This window comes from Pseudanabaena sp. PCC 7367 (assembly GCF_000317065.1).
Taxonomy (GTDB): Bacteria; Cyanobacteriota; Cyanobacteriia; order Pseudanabaenales; family Pseudanabaenaceae; genus Thalassoporum; species Thalassoporum mexicanum.
In genome coordinates this window covers 221,939-236,839 of the sequence record NC_019701.1, presented here as the reverse complement: position 1 = coordinate 236,839, position 14,901 = coordinate 221,939, and the positions used below count along the sequence as shown (strand labels likewise).

General features: G+C 44.6%; 11 protein-coding genes. 7 read left to right on the top strand and 4 right to left on the bottom strand.

The features are described from left to right. Positions 1–297: 297 nt before the first annotated feature. The gene (gene psbP, locus PSE7367_RS00905) at positions 298–840 is read right to left on the bottom strand and encodes a photosystem II reaction center PsbP (protein WP_015163472.1); all 543 of its coding nucleotides are present in this window, start codon (positions 838–840) and stop codon (positions 298–300) included. A 604-nt stretch (positions 841–1,444) separates the two neighbouring features. Here psbP and PSE7367_RS00900 point away from each other — a divergent pair. From PSE7367_RS00900 to PSE7367_RS20930, 3 genes are all read left to right on the top strand, one after another. Next, complete coding sequence (locus PSE7367_RS00900) at positions 1,445–1,663, top strand: hypothetical protein (protein ID WP_198013431.1); 219 nt, start codon at positions 1,445–1,447, stop codon at positions 1,661–1,663. 453 nt (positions 1,664–2,116) lie between these two features. Then, the gene (locus PSE7367_RS00895) at positions 2,117–2,959 is read left to right on the top strand and encodes an ABC transporter permease (protein WP_015163470.1); all 843 of its coding nucleotides are present in this window, start codon (positions 2,117–2,119) and stop codon (positions 2,957–2,959) included. Between the two features lie 5 nt (positions 2,960–2,964). After that, positions 2,965–3,138, top strand: coding sequence for a DUF2256 domain-containing protein (locus tag PSE7367_RS20930; protein WP_015163469.1), 174 nt, complete (start codon positions 2,965–2,967; stop codon positions 3,136–3,138). A gap of 4 nt (positions 3,139–3,142) precedes the next feature. Here PSE7367_RS20930 and PSE7367_RS00890 read toward each other — a convergent pair whose 3' ends face one another. Next, positions 3,143–4,588: a hypothetical protein gene (locus PSE7367_RS00890; RefSeq protein ID WP_015163468.1), complete on the bottom strand. Its 1,446-nt coding sequence runs from the start codon at positions 4,586–4,588 to the stop codon at positions 3,143–3,145. 736 nt (positions 4,589–5,324) lie between these two features. On the opposite strand from PSE7367_RS00890, the gene PSE7367_RS00885 reads away from it, so the two are divergent. After that, on the top strand, positions 5,325–6,719 hold the full coding sequence (locus PSE7367_RS00885; protein WP_015163467.1) for an NB-ARC domain-containing protein: 1,395 nt from the start codon (positions 5,325–5,327) through the stop codon (positions 6,717–6,719). A gap of 154 nt (positions 6,720–6,873) precedes the next feature. Here the strand turns inward: PSE7367_RS00885 and PSE7367_RS19900 are convergent, their stop codons facing one another. Further along, positions 6,874–8,964 (bottom strand): Calx-beta domain-containing protein, encoded by a 2,091-nt coding sequence (locus tag PSE7367_RS19900; RefSeq protein WP_015163466.1) that lies wholly within the window; start codon positions 8,962–8,964, stop codon positions 6,874–6,876. A 1,162-nt stretch (positions 8,965–10,126) separates the two neighbouring features. Between PSE7367_RS19900 and PSE7367_RS19895 the strand changes: the two genes are divergently transcribed. The 3 genes from PSE7367_RS19895 (at position 10,127) to PSE7367_RS00860 (ending at position 13,793) form a co-directional block, all read left to right on the top strand. Further along, on the top strand, positions 10,127–12,217 hold the full coding sequence (locus PSE7367_RS19895; protein WP_015163465.1) for a Calx-beta domain-containing protein: 2,091 nt from the start codon (positions 10,127–10,129) through the stop codon (positions 12,215–12,217). Positions 12,218–12,475: 258 nt separating this feature from the next. Then, the gene (gene ureE / locus PSE7367_RS00865; protein WP_015163464.1) at positions 12,476–12,982 is read left to right on the top strand and encodes an urease accessory protein UreE; all 507 of its coding nucleotides are present in this window, start codon (positions 12,476–12,478) and stop codon (positions 12,980–12,982) included. After that, complete coding sequence (locus PSE7367_RS00860) at positions 12,972–13,793, top strand: urease accessory protein UreF (protein WP_225882670.1); 822 nt, start codon at positions 12,972–12,974, stop codon at positions 13,791–13,793. The genes ureE and PSE7367_RS00860 overlap by 11 nt, the downstream gene beginning before the upstream one ends. An 8-nt stretch (positions 13,794–13,801) precedes the next feature. On the opposite strand, the gene PSE7367_RS00855 is transcribed toward PSE7367_RS00860, so the two are convergent. Next, positions 13,802–14,824 carry a heme o synthase gene (locus PSE7367_RS00855; RefSeq protein WP_015163462.1) on the bottom strand — a complete coding sequence of 341 codons (1,023 nt, stop codon included), beginning with the start codon at positions 14,822–14,824 and terminating at the stop codon, positions 13,802–13,804. Between the last annotated feature and the right edge of the window lie 77 nt (positions 14,825–14,901).

Genomic DNA, 14,901 nt, shown 5'->3' with positions numbered 1-14,901 from the left:
ATGAGCAAGATCAAGTTTATGATCAAGATCAAACTGACATTAATCTAGGCCAGGCTAATCCCTACCAAACCGAAATCAACTCAATTGCCCAGCTTGAAGTCAGGCAAATTATCAGGTGTTGGCTCAGCTAGACCAGGGTTGATAAAAAAGTTATCCAGGTCAAAGAGATACCAGCTTGAAACCATTTAATGGATTTAATCGATTAACAAACCTACTAGTTTTAGCAGCCCAATAACTACAGTGATGGCTTTTCCGGCTGGGTGAACGCCTTGAATTACTCACCGCATACTTCACGCATTACTTCACCGCAAAAGAACTAGCCATGTTGTAGAACATATCTTTGACCTTGTCCCAGCGCTGATCCAGCGTAGATATACTCAGAGCATACAGGCGATCGTTGCTGTCGGTAATACTGAGCAAATCATGGCGCAGGGAAGTATTCGCCTCATTTACAACATACTCAAGCAGATAATAGGTCTTATCATTTGCCTCGCGCTGCTGCGCCCTAACCAGTTTCGCCTCACGATCAGTACCCGGCAAGGCGATCATATTAGTTTTGATCTTCTCACCCACATCTTTCGCACTGCCAATCTCGGTTAAATGATTGACGCTTTTCAAACCAGAAATAATTACCGATACACTTTCCGATTGCTCAATTAGATCATGAAAAAGAATATCTGGCCCCCCTGGGACTCTGGTTTCGAGCCAGCCATTTGGATACAAGAAGCTGTAACCATCCTTGCTGTCATTATAGGGAACCAGTCCACCCGCTTTACTAACACAACCACTGAGGCCAATTGTTAGAACAATGAGGAGGAGACAGACAGCACGCTTTAACATAATTATCAGGTTTATGAGGTCTTATATACGAATTATTATAAATTAAATAAATTAAGAAATAGAGCTGATGTGGGAACGTCTATAGCATATCGCAATCGCGGGTAGCGATCGCAGCTAAATCAAGTGATTTATAAACTTATTAGATATGTTAAGTATTGCGGCTAAAAGTTACGCTTCTTTTCGGTTTTGATGGTAGGCACGCTCTAATGTGATACGGTCAATACTTGTAAGCGTTGGTATGCAAGCTGTTTGAGCTGTGGCAGTTTGGTTGCTCTAAATCTTGAAGCATTTGGTTGTTGCTCAGCTATTGTTTCAAAATCTTGCGTTTAGAGACCTTTAAGGCTTAAACACAACATCTAGACAGCTTGATTTAGGATTCTAGTTCAAGATCTGATTCAATAATTAGTTATTACCTCAGACTATTGAACTATAATTCTTAAGGTAGATGCTAATGCTCAATTATTCAGAGCAATAAAATGGCAGTAAGTTATAGATAGGCATTAGCCGCAAACGCATCTATCTCCTTAATTTTTCTAGCACGATCGAACCATTACCTAATTGTTTCTTAAGCTAGTGGCTAATTATGAAGACAAATAATTTTAATATGCTAAATTCTGGATCTCATGGACATAGCTGCGATGAAGCTTTGAGTGAATATGTAGCTCACCTTCAACTACATATGGCTTTACAGGCTCGTAATCTTGTTCCCCACCTCAGTAGCCCCAATAGCCCTAGATCGGTCAATGGTGGCCTGGAACGCGATCGTAACCAGCTTTTACATGATACCCAGGCTCAGTTTGAAAAACTCATTTCCCGTCAATAGATAGCTACAGTAATCAGACTAGTAGTTGATGAGACTCAGACCAATCCAGGTATTAAATACTTAAATACTGAGTATATTTTATTAAAAACTGAGTGTATTTTGCGGTTTGTGGTTGATTGGCCGATCGATAAACGTTCTTCAGCCCAGTTAGTTCGGATCAAGTTGGTTATCAAGATAGATTGAACTAATGAATTAGCCTCAAACCGAGACAAGCTTGATGGGCGATCGCCTTGGCTTAGTAAATCCAATAATTACTTGAGCATATTGAGCATATTGAGCATATAAAATTTAAAATATATTCAACTAATTGACCTTGACCAGGGAAATGTATCCCAGTTGAGGTTATTTTTATGGTTTTAATTACTTCTCTGACCAATGGTAGTAGCTTGGTTTAGCCAAAATCAGGTACTGATTATAGTGAGCAAGTAAGCAAATAGTAACGAGGTAGAAAAGTTGTCATCGGTTCAATCGATCGGGTTAGATCACAACTCGGAAATATATAAGCAGTTCAAGAGCCAAGCTCAAAAGTCGCTCTGGCGATCGATCTGGTCGGGCAGCCTCACGGTTTTGTGGGGGGATTGGTTGAACCTGCGGGTGCGGATTTATCAGGTGATCGCTTCTGGTCTGATATCACCGTTGATCTATATTCTGGCATTTGGCTTTGGCCTGGGGAGCACGATCGGCAGCAGTGGCGCATTTGAGGGCAATTATTTAGAGTTTATTTTGCCCGGTATGGTGGCGCTCTCTTCGATGACAATCAGCTTTGGCGGTACTACCTTTTCGATTTGTGGCGATCGGCTCTATAAAAAAACCTTTGAGGAATTATTAATTGCGCCGATTCATCCCCTGGCGCTCTATTTGGGAAATATGCTGGCTGGAGTGAGTCGTGGCTTGCTGACGGCGAGTTCAGTAATTGCGATCGCTACGATTTATTCTGGCAACTGGCGCTTTTTACACCCCGAGTTTTTGCTACTGCTGATCCTCAATTGCACCGTGTTTGCTGGCCTGGGAGTGATTGTTGGGCTTACGGTCAAGTCGCTTGAAGCAGTTGGTTTAACTAATAACTTCTTAATTGTGCCGATGTCGTTTCTGGGTGGCACGTTCTTTGATCCGGTGCTGTTGCCCCAACCGCTCAAGTCGATCGTCTATGTTTTACCCCTCACCCACACCAGTGTTGGCCTAAGAGCCGTGGTTGGTGGAGGTCATTCGCCCTGGTATGGCTGGCTGGTTTTGCTGGCGGTTTCGGCGGGATTGGGAGCCCTGGGCGCGCGAATGTTTGCCAAGCAGAGAGATTAGCGATCGTGGCACGACCTGGTAAACCCAATCAAGGCTTTAGGGGGAATAAATCCCATTTACCTGCCAAAACTTGCGTTAGCTGTGGCCAATCATTTACCTGGCGCAAAAAGTGGGCAAGATGCTGGGATGAGGTCAAATATTGTAGCGATCGCTGTCGTCGTGCTAACTCAAAGCGCTAACCGCCTAACCATCCATCTCTCGGTAGATCGCCGAAGTTGAAGGTGAAGCCTGCCGCAGGTATTGGAAAATCCAGAATTTAAACAGGCCATCCAAAAACACCGGCACGGTGGCAATGAAGGTGAGCAAAAAGGTTTTATTCTCTGGGATGCTAAAATGCTGTAGCAATACTCCCAACAGCGCTTCCCAGCCATCGCTGGAGTGATATCCCACAAATGTGTCAGTGGCCACAATAATCAAAAACGCCTTAGCATTATCACTCAAGCCATAGAGCGTATCATCTAGGAATTTCTTGATTACAATTAGTTGATCGCGCCGGATATAAATCAAGGCATAGAACACAAAAAAGGCGCAGGTATCGGCAAAAAAGTTTCTAATCCCCTCCAGGCTCAGATCGTTATAGTAATCCAGAATGCGATCGGCTTCTTGCTTGAGCAGTTCCTCCTCCTCTTGGGGGGTGATTTGGTAGGCACCGATAATTTTCTTGAACTCAATTTCTTCCTTGGCTTTCCTGAATAAAGCAAACGCCTCGTCTTCTAGCTCTTGACTGCGAAAAACGGAGCCCTGGTTTTCTAGGGTATTCAATTTACCCTTGGGCTTGATTACCCGCTCCAGGTAGCTAAAGGTGGGATTATCGTAGCGAACCAATTGGTTGAAGATTAAGTTTTTAGTAAGTTGTTGAGTCGAAACGGTAGTGATAATTAAGATTAAAATGAACCAGAATGCGGTGATCGTACGCCGTCGATACTGGCGCATTTCGGTAACTTCTTCTTTCTCAAAACCTTGATAGTCAAATAGATTAGCCCTGACTCGATTGAAAGAATCCAGAAATGAGCCGGGGATAATGCTTCTTTCTTTCTCTCGGTCTTCGTCTTCCAAGCCATTTTGCACTGAATCGGGTGGATTAGCAGCTCTAATTTGCCTTGTTTGCGTGGGGCTGCTGGATTGGGTTTGACCTGGTTTCCCTTTGAGACGGGGCGCAGTGGTATTAGTGGCATTACGATCGCCTTGTGCCATTTCTGCTCTTATGCTTGATTTGATGCTGGAGCATTTAATTTGAGCTGTAGCCGTATCATATTTCTCTAGAATAAAATCGATAAAAGTTAGTTGCTCTAACACCGAGGTATGGGGTTGTTCAGGATCAATCTGACCTGCCAGTTGCGCCGAGCCATTCACCGCAGTTTTATTGCTAGTCCAGGGTAACTTAGCTGCGAAACGATAGCTGGCCAGTTTACGCTCGATCAGCTTGAGGCAGCGATCTAACTCATTGCGGAAATAGGTATAGGTATTTTCGCTATAACCAGCCTGTTCGGATACAGGATTACCATTGAAGTAGTCGTCTTCAAGTTGTTTAACTTCTAATGCAGCTTCATAGGCCTGGCGGATCGCCCTTGCTGGAGCATCTGCTAGCCATTGCTTTGCGGCGGCGATCGCCTGTTGCGCTTTACTCATAAATTGTTGATGCTAAGCTGTTGCAATCCTATCAGATCCACTTAAACTGGTGGCAATATTGCTTATTTAACTCACGATCGCTCTGAGTCTCGGCTATTAATGACCAATATTCCTAAGTTTTGCGATCTCATAATGTGATACTCACAGATAGTAGTGTGTTTATAGTTGTGATGCTAGGGGTGTTGTCATCTCTGGGTTAGGCAATATCACAGATGCGGTTTTTGCATCCAATCGCTAGATTATGCAGATTGCTTGACTGCGAAATAGTTAAAATAACGATAACTATATTTAAATCGCGCTTTAGATCACACACTTAACTACTTATTGGCACTATAGTTGAAAGATTGTTTACTTTAATTGCTTTTAATTGAAGCTGCTATTAGTTCGATCATCGATCGGAGCGCGATCGTGCTTGCAGAGTTATCTAGGATCTAGGATAAGGTAGAAACTTTTGGATCGTCTTGGGAGATCTAGAGAGAATTAGCATTGCACATTAACATTATTGGCATTATTGGCATAAATAAAAAATTAGAGCTACTTACTACTTACAACATTGCGCCAATCTATTTGTATTTGTTGTTCTGACCTTACCATCTCTGAAATTATGTTTATGTAATGATGCCTAGTTTGCTAAGCGACCACCAAGGAGTTGGTTCTATTGTCTTTCCTCTGATTTGCTATATATTGTTGCTTGAAGTAATTTTTTAGATAGACTGGTAATTTTGCTTTGATTTAAATGGATAGCAACGAAGCACTGGCTACACTAGATAAGTTTTTACATAGTAAATCACTCAGCTATTTACAGGAGTTGGTTTTCTGTAAGTCCTGGGAAGGCAGCACCTATCAAGAAATTGCTAATGATGCTGGCTATGATTTCGATTATGTGCGCGAGGTTGGTTCTTCGTTGTGGAATTTGCTATCCGCAGAAATTGGTGAGAAGGTAACTAAGAAAAATATTCAATCGGTCTTGCGGCGCTACAAACAAGAGCAAGAGACCAGGGCGAATCAACTGGAAAGTGAAAATACTGGCAGGTCAAGTGATTCACAATCGCCTCTGGTGGATTGGGGTGAAGCGATCGATGTATCTAATTTCTATGGCCATACTGATGAGTTGAAAATTCTAAAAGAGTGGCTGGGAGAAGACTTTTGCCGCATGATTGCCATTCTGGGCATGGGCGGCATGGGCAAAACCGCATTGTCGATCGCCCTGGCTGAAGAGGTTTATCCTAATTTCGATCGCACAATCTGGCGGCTATTGCGTCCCAATCAATCGGTTGCCGATCTGCTCGCAGCCCTAATTGGCTTTCTCGGTAATCCTGGTAATCAAAGTAATCAGGGTAATCAAAGCAATCAGAATAATCAGAATAACCAAGCGCAAACAACTCCCTTACCAGATGCCCTCACCGATCGGATCTCCGTTTTGATTGAGTGCCTCCGCAATCGGCGCTGCTTAATTATTCTCGATGGTGCAGAAGCAATCCTGGCCGGTGGCGATCGCGCTGGTGTATATGCTGAAGATCTGGCCGGTTATGGTGAACTGTTCCGGCGGGTAGCTGAATCACAACACCAGAGCTGCCTAATTTTGACCAGTCGTGAGCAACCCCAGGAGTTTACGCTGCTGGAAGGAGCCAAGGTGCGATCGCTATTTCTAAAGGGGCTTGATCCTAAAGCTGGTCAAGCCATATTTGAAGAAAAGGGTGAATTTACGGGCTCGGCGGCGGAGTGGGATTTTTTAATTAACCATTATGCAGGCAATCCGCAATTATTGAAGGTGATCGCCGCCACGGTGCAAGAGTTCTTTGGGAGTAATATTGCGCTGCTGGTGGAGCAGATCAAGAGCGATCGCTGGGTGTTTGAAGGGGTACGCCAACTCTTGGATGAACATTTTGCTCGCTTGTCTGAGTCAGAAAAAAAGGTGCTTTACTGGCTGACAGTCACTCAAACTATGCCCCACCTGATGCAAATTGAGCAGGAAATGGTGCCAGCTAGTTCGCGGCAAGAGTTGCTCAGTGTGTTGGAATCTTTGCGGCGGCGATCGCTGATTGAAAAAACTACAGATGGGTTTAGCCCTTACCCGATTTTGAATGAGTATGTTACTCAGGTGTTGGTAGAAAAGGTATATGAGCATTAATAATTGCCCGATCGCCAATCAATCTGCCTGTCAGTTTTAGCAATTTTCTTATTTTTGGCTATTAATGAAAAATGCCCCTCCAGCGATCGGAAAGGACATTTTGTAAAAATAAAAGATACATCCTGAGTCGATTAGTTCAGCTCAGTTAAGTTACTTATGAAATGATCTGGAAGTCATTTTCATCAAGTACTGGTGGAGTTAATGCCCCAAAATCAGTGAAGACATTAGCAATTTGGATGGCATCGCCAGGAAGCGCTCCAGCAGCACCAATACCCGTTGGTGTAAAGAACAATCTTCCGGTATCTTCAATATATAAGATTCTGGCTGTGGTTTCGATCGCTATGCCAGCAAGACTTGGTGCATCTTGGAATTCATCCGCTGCAATAAAACTACCGATAGTAAGAGTACCGCCGAAGCCACTGCTACTTAGCACAAATCCATCACCGGGACCGGGCATCATCGCTGTTTGTTCGAAGTCAGTAATGACATCAATTCCCTCGTCAGGAGAAACATAAATAAAACTATCGTTACCAAGACCACCAGTGAGCGTATCTCTACCAGGGCCACCAGTGATCAGGTCATTACCCTCTCCACCATTAATACTGTCATCACCAGATACGCCAGCATCATCCGGATCATCACCAAATAATTGATCACTACCACCCCGACCAAAGATGCGATCGTCACCAGGGCCGCCCAATAAGCGATCGTCACCTAGTTCACCAGGATCAGTAGGATCGCTACCAGTAATGCGATCGTCAATGATCGTACCGGGGAAGAAGCTAAAGATAATTGGCTCATCGGTCAGGACAACCGTCGCTTCACTCAAGCCTGTAGCCAAGGCAAACCCGGCAGGGGCACCAATCTGTACAGTCACATTTTCTTCTGCTTCGCCGACCACATCATCTACTGGCACCACTTCAATAATTACCGAGGTCGCACCAGCGGGAACCACTACGCCAGTTTGAGTAGTCGTGGGAATTGTCACCGACGAAGGAATATTGACATAGTCGATCCCATTGGTAGAGAAACCTTCACCCTGAGGAATCGTAATTGGCACCACCACAGGGGTAGCAACTGCCTCAGAGAGGGTGATTGTAAAGAAGCCCTTGTCACCAGTCAGCTCAGACGCGCCAGAATCAGTTGCTTCAATGCCCACAGTGGGTAGAATTGGCTCAGGGGCTGGGGGAATAGGCGGCTCATTATCACGAATTATCACCGTAGCCGCAGTATCATTGGCATTGTCATTGGGGCGGCCAATCGTATAATTTGGACCAGGATCGATCGTCAGAACAACGGTTTCATCTTCTTCCACCAAGGCATCATCGATCGCAGTAACAATCAGTTCTACCGATCGTTGACCATCGGGAATGACCACACTGGTAGGTAACTCTTCATAGTCAGCTATGTTGGTTGCGGTGCCCGACAGCGAGAAGAACACGGTCAAATCGCCAATAATATTATCGCGGGAAATTACGAATCTGCCCCTGGTTGGCGATATGTTTTGAGCGGCTGGGAATTCCTCGGCAAATTGATCTGCCGCTACCACCGAAACCACCGATGCGATCGGCCCATCGGGTGATCCAGGGCTATCAGGCGGCCCAGTGATGGTGCTGGTGGCAATGAAGTCCTCCACCCCGATCGTATCAGCGGCAGTATTTGATAGAACGGCCAGGATTGCCCCTGAATCAGTCAGGGTAATTACAGTGTCGCTACCGTCTTGAGTAATGGTTAAGTCGGCGGGTGTAATCCCATCCAACAAACCAATCAAGTCTGTCCCGTCGCTGAAGTCAGTGATTGTATCAGTACCAGTGTCACGGCCAATTACAAAGGTGTCGCCACCGCCACCGCCGGTAAGCGTATCAGTACCGAGATCGCCAAATAGGGCATCATTTCCTTCATCACCAAACAGTTCATCACTCTGTTGACCGCCAAAGAGCGAATCGCTGCCTGGCCCACCAAGGATGGTGTCTTCACCAAAATTACCCAGCAGAAAGTCACTGTCTTTATCACCGGAGACAAAATCATCACCCTTGCCCCCATAAAGCAAGTCAACGCCTTGTCCTCCAAAAACTACATCACTGCCTTGATTGCCATTGAGGGTGTCTGCGCCCTGATTCCCTTCTAGGCGATCGCTATTGTCAAAACCACGTCCAGCATCATCACCGGAACCACCGACAATCGTATCCGCTTCACTAGTACCATCTAAAAAATCACCAGCTGGCGTACCAAAGATAATTGCCATTTCTAATCCTCCTCACGAACAAATGCGCTCATTTCCACAAATAATCTCGAGCCAATATTACAGATATGCCAAACGCTAAAGTTAAAACCAATCCATAGATTTACTATGCTGAATCACAGCTCTCAAATATTAAAAGAGAAATTCAAACTGTCAAGTAAATATGATCATAAAAATACTTTTTAATAAATAGCTAAAAATAACTATTACCTATCTTATTTAGCACCCAAGCCCAAACAAAGCAACTGAATCTATGGTGATAGATTTTAGCCTATAAATTGCTTTTTGTGACAACATTTATATTCCACTCAAAAATAAAAAGTAGCTGCTTTAGGAAACTATATATAATCAGCAAGGCTTATAGCTATCTAAGGCAATCTAATAGCTATAACTATATCCTTTTATTAAGCAAAATGTTGAAAATAATGATTCATTTTTATGCGCTTAATTTAGCCGCAAATTGAATTTATGTTTGAATAAAAGATATCAAAAAGAATAGCATTTCGACATTTTTATTCATTTTGATTTTTAATATATAGCAATGATCAAGCAGTTATTAATCCAACCGAAACATTATCGTTAGTACCTTGGGATGTAGGTAGATTATTTTGGCTCTATTGTAGAGCTTGACAATCGCTCTAGTCTTTATATATGCTGTGCGGGCTTGTCCCCTAAGCACTTAAAGTCCATTAAAGAAATGCTTACAGGCCTTGGTATAACCAGTGGTTGCTATAGCCTGAGTTGACTTGCCAAAGTCGATCCCCTTTAGATTTATCTTTAATAAATAGTAATACTGTCGATTGTAAAATCAACAAAACTAACTGATAGTAGTTCGTGATTGATTAACAAGTATTTAATTAGTTGATAAATAGGAAATATTAGCTAATATATAGTCTATTGATTTAATCCGATCGCTAATCTAGTTGCTATTCAACGTCTTGCAATTAAGTCTGCATTAAAATGCATATTCAAATTCAAGTCCAACCCATCATTTAATGCTGGTTTTGTGTAAAATTAGCCGCGGAAATGGCAATAGATTTTCATTGTAAGCGCACCAATAAGTGTAGATAGAAGAGACATTTATTGAATAGTATGCTATATCCTTGAAAGTGGTTTTTGTCAGTATCAGAAAATATGAGTTTGCTGACTGGAGGAGTTTAATTCTATGGCAATCATTACGACTGATTCAGATACCTTTACTGAAGGTAATACTATAGTTGTTACCGTTGAGTTCGAAACCGGCGATCCACTTGATTTTACGATTGATGTGGTTGGTCTAGCTAGTGCTGCTGATTTTGACCCGCCCCCAAATATTCCATTTTCGGTTAGTTTCCCGCCAGGTACTACTGCTGGCACCACCCAAACCTTTAACCTGGTCGTTGCTTCAGATAATATTGCTGAAGGCGAAGAAACGTTTATTTTGCAGGCTGAAGCCCCTGCATCGGGTTCTTCCGGCGCAATTACTATTTCCGATAGTGTTGGTGGTGGTGGTGCTGATGCTGGATCTGGTACGTTAAGCATCATCTCTGTGACCCCAAATCCTGTAGTAGAGGGGAATGCTTCCGTTACATTCCAAGTTCGTTATACTGCTGGTACTGCTCCGATCGGTCTGCAGTCATTTACAGTGGAAACGATCGATGGTACTGCTCGAGAAGGTACTCAAGCGAATGTTGCGACTAACCAAAATACGATCGACTATATTGAAGTTAATCGTACCTTCACCTTTGGTGATACTGCCCAGGATGATAACCCTGGCTTAACTACTACCCAGGACTTTTTCATCACCGTACCGATTAATGATGACACGATCATTGAGCAAACCGAGTCATTCAGCTTGGTTCTGCAAGATGTGGATGGTGCTTTCATTGGCACTGACACTCAGGTTGCCTTCATTGCTGATAATGATGGCCAGGGCACGCCTACACCCAATGCTAGGGGCACGATTCAGTTTGAATTTGATAGCTATAACACCGTTGAAGGCCAAGGCTTTGTTGACCTGCGTGTAATTCGGGTTGGCGGCCAAAATGGTGTAATTAATGCGGAAGTGCTAACCAGAGCCGGCACAGCCGTAGCTCCTGGTGACTACACTACCCCAAACCAAACTTCGGTCTTCTTTGGTGATGGTGATACAAGTCCGAAAACGATTCGGATTCCCATTATTGATGACACCGATCCGCTCGAAGTTACCGAGCAGTTCAGTGTTGATCTAATTGAGACAATCAGCCCTGGTCAGACGCAAGTAATTGAGACTGCAATTGTCACGATCGAAGATAACGACAGTAGTGCTGGAATTGGCTCTCTTGATTTTGATCCTGTCGTTTACACTGTCGATGAAGGTGCAGGTGCAGTTACTGTTAACCTGGTCTTCTCCGGTGGTAATATTCCCACAAGCTTTGACTTTACGGTCGAATCTGCAGATGGCACCGCTGTACAGGGAATTGATTTCAGTTTTGATGAGCTAACGCTAGAAAGTGCGCCCGGGATTGATGGCACCATTTTCCCAGTCGTAATACCGATCATTGACGATAGTATTGCTGAAATCACAGAAAGCTTTAGTATCTCCTTAGGTGATACAGAAGGGGTATTCCCAGGTGCTTCTTCTGCTGTGATTAATATTATTGACAATGACAGTGGCCCTGGTGCTAGCATTCCGCCTAGTTCAAATCCTGGTTTCAATCCATTCACCCCATTCCCAGTTGTCACATTTGCAACCCAAGGTGATGACTTCATTAATGGTAGTGATGGTGATGATAGTCTGTTCGGCAACCTGGGTAATGATACGATCCTGGGCTTGGATGGCTCTGATCAGATCTTTGGTGAGGAAGATAACGATAGCCTTTCTGGTAATCGTGGTGTTGACTTCATCAATGGTAATGCTGGTGATGATGCCATCTTAGGTGGCCAAGATGGTGATGTGCTCAGAGGTGGTCGTGGCAATGATGCCCTGTTTGGCCAAATGGGAGATGACTTCCTGTTGGCTGGCGATCGCGGCATTGATATTCTGAATGGTGGTCAAGGTGCCGATCGCTTTGCCGTTGAAGTGCTTGGCCCTGGCGATAATTATGACTACATTGCTGACTTTGAACTGGGCATTGACCAACTGGCGCTGTTAGGCGGTCTTCAATTTGGTAGCCTGGTGATCACCGATGGCCCCGCTGGTGCCGTAATTACCCAAGCTGGCAGCACTGATGCATTAGTTGTAGTTGGTGGGATCGCCGCCGGTTCATTGGGCGCGGATAATTTTATTAATATCTAAAATAAAATATCCAAGCTCTGATCAACAAGATCAACAAGTTTGCCCTAGATATAGTTATTCAGGTTTGGCAAGAACTAGATCTAGAAACCTATTTCACATCGCCAAACCTAGGACAATTTAATCTTGGGTTAGCCAATTTAAGCTAAAACCTCCAGTCATTTCAGGCAGATGAGTTTCCTCTGCCTTTTTTTGCTTGGCTAGTAGAATTAAAAGATAGAATTTGAGATTAGGAAATTGAAACATTAAACTTACAAACAAATGCCCTTGCTCACCCTAGTGCGACGGATTGCAGTTGATCAGCTTGATCCGATCGAGAATCAGCAGCAATCTAAACCTGACTACCATCTAGCCCTGGATTCAGAGGAAAGAACCCGATCGCGGTTAAAGTTTAAGTCGATCGAAGGGGAAATGCTCCAGCTCCAGCTTCCCAGGGGCACTGTATTACGGGATGGAGATTTATTGCTGTCTGCCGATGAGCAGCAATTGGTAAAAGTGATCGCCAAGCCAGAAGCAGTGTTGACAATTACCGCAACCGATCGATTAAGCCTACTCAAAGCGGCCTATCACCTGGGCAATCGCCATGTACCGCTCGAACTTACGCCCCACTACCTTCGTCTAGCACCGGATTCAGTCTTAGCCGACATGCTCACCAAAATGGGATTACAAATTACCGCCGAGACTGTGACCTTTCAGCCAGAAGCGGGAGCCTATGGCAGTAGCCACGATCATCATAGTGGTCGCGCAGGTAAGAGCCATGCCCATTAGTGTTTCGAAGCCTATGGGTGAAAAAGGTGATTATCCCAGTGCTAATGACTCAGCTAATCTAGAGTCAATTAATATTAATGCCTCTGCTCTGCTGCATTTACTCCAACTGGCTAATGCCACCCTGCCAGTGGGAGCCTATAGTTATTCTGAAGGATTGGAGGCTCTTTGTGAGCAAGGAATAGTCAAGAATGCTGATGATCTAAAAAATTGGTTGGCGATCGAATTGGACTATGGTTCAATCCGGGTGGAAACAGCGGTGATGATTCGTGCCTACGCAGCAACATTGAAAAAAGATCTAAACCAGCTTCAGCAATGGAATGATTGGTTTTCGGCCAGCCGTGAAACCGCTGAACTGCGGCAGCAAAGTTGGCAAATGGGTCGATCGCTACTTTTATTACTCCAGGAAATGGTCAAAGCTGAGGCGATCGTTAATCCAACTGAGAGCGAGCCTGGTAGTAAAGATAGACAGGTGTTTGTAAGTGAGGCCGTTGCTGCTCTTTCAGCTAGCTGGGGTGCTAATTTTGCGATCGCCTTTGGCATGGCAGCGGCAATCTGGCAGATCGATCGATCCGCTACCACGATGGCCTATTTGGCAAGTTGGAGTAACAATCTGGTCGCGGCGGGCGTAAAACTAATTCCCTTGGGGCAAACCAATGGCCAAATCTTGATCCTCTCGCTGCAAGGGGCGATCGCTCAAGCCACAGAGCAAATTCTCCGCCTGGATGACGGAGAGCTAGAAAGTTGCAATTTTGGTCTAGCCCAGGCCAGTATGCAACATGCAGATTTATATTCGCGGTTATTTCGCAGCTAGCAAAAAATCTAGACTGAGCCAGTACACATCTGAGCAGCAATAAACTGCCAGGTACCAGCAACATATGGGCTCAAATATCCACCGAGCTGACTGATTAAATTCTGAGTAATCGGCAGACTATCGATCCCCATCGCCACACATAGCAACATCAGGTAGGAGATCGAGAATTTAAAGGTAGACCGAGCCATCTGCTGATCGCTAGGGGTTTGATTTAAGATCCAGGCTTTTTGAATAAACAGGCCACCTAAATAGATCGCAGCGATCGCATAAATTACCCCCATCACATGCAGTGGATAAACCAGCAACAACGAAACCGGCAGCATCAAAAACGTATAGGCCAGGATTTGCTTAGTCGTGGCGGCTTCCCCCTTCACCACTGGTAACATCGGCACATTTACCTGGGCATATTCATCTCGAATCATCAACGCCAAAGCCCAAAAGTGGGGCGGAGTCCAGATAAAAATAATCGCAAACAAGACCCAGGCCGCCCAGCTTAGATCGCCAGTTACGGCCGCCCAACCCACCAACGGCGGAATGGCTCCAGCCGCACCACCAATCACAATATTTTGGGTACTCGATCGCTTCAACCAGAGGGTATATACACCCACATAAGTCACGATTCCAGACATGGCTAATAATGCCGCCAAAAGGTTAGCAAAGGTATAGAGCAAACCAAACGACAGGCCAGCCAAGGCACAGGCAAACAGCATCGCATCACGAGGGCTAACCTTGCCAGAGGGGATCGGGCGTAGGCGGGTGCGTTCCATGATGTAGTCAATATCACGATCGTAGAGGCAGTTGATTGTATTTGCCGACGCGGCTGCAAACGCACCACCCATAACCGTTACTAATAACAGAATTGGATCGACTTGCCCCTCGGCAGCGATCCACATTGCGCCAGCGGTGGTAATCAACAACAGCACAATAATCCGAGGCTTAGTTAGCTGATAATAGCTGTAGAGCACCTCACCCAGATTACGATTGCGTTTTTCTCCATTACTGGCGACGTTCGTCAAGATAAAATCTTGCATCAAAAAGCTCCTAATAAATACTTGGAAGGGAGTCTGGTGTTTGCTGAATAATTATTGTCTAATTACTAATTAATTAA

Excerpts from the sequence above, each read along its gene's own strand:
- psbP (WP_015163472.1), bottom strand. The coding sequence starts at position 840 with ATGTTAAAGCGTGCTGTCTGTCTCCTCCTCATTGTTCTAACAATTGGC.
- PSE7367_RS00900 (WP_198013431.1), top strand. The coding sequence starts at position 1,445 with ATGCTAAATTCTGGATCTCATGGACATAGCTGCGATGAAGCTTTGAGT.
- PSE7367_RS00890 (WP_015163468.1), bottom strand. The coding sequence starts at position 4,588 with ATGAGTAAAGCGCAACAGGCGATCGCCGCCGCAAAGCAATGGCTAGCA.
- PSE7367_RS00885 (WP_015163467.1), top strand. The coding sequence starts at position 5,325 with ATGGATAGCAACGAAGCACTGGCTACACTAGATAAGTTTTTACATAGT.
- PSE7367_RS19900 (WP_015163466.1), bottom strand. The coding sequence starts at position 8,964 with ATGGCAATTATCTTTGGTACGCCAGCTGGTGATTTTTTAGATGGTACT.
- PSE7367_RS19895 (WP_015163465.1), top strand. The coding sequence starts at position 10,127 with ATGGCAATCATTACGACTGATTCAGATACCTTTACTGAAGGTAATACT.
- ureE (WP_015163464.1), top strand. The coding sequence starts at position 12,476 with ATGCCCTTGCTCACCCTAGTGCGACGGATTGCAGTTGATCAGCTTGAT.
- PSE7367_RS00860 (WP_225882670.1), top strand. The coding sequence starts at position 12,972 with ATGCCCATTAGTGTTTCGAAGCCTATGGGTGAAAAAGGTGATTATCCC.
- PSE7367_RS00855 (WP_015163462.1), bottom strand. The coding sequence starts at position 14,824 with ATGCAAGATTTTATCTTGACGAACGTCGCCAGTAATGGAGAAAAACGC.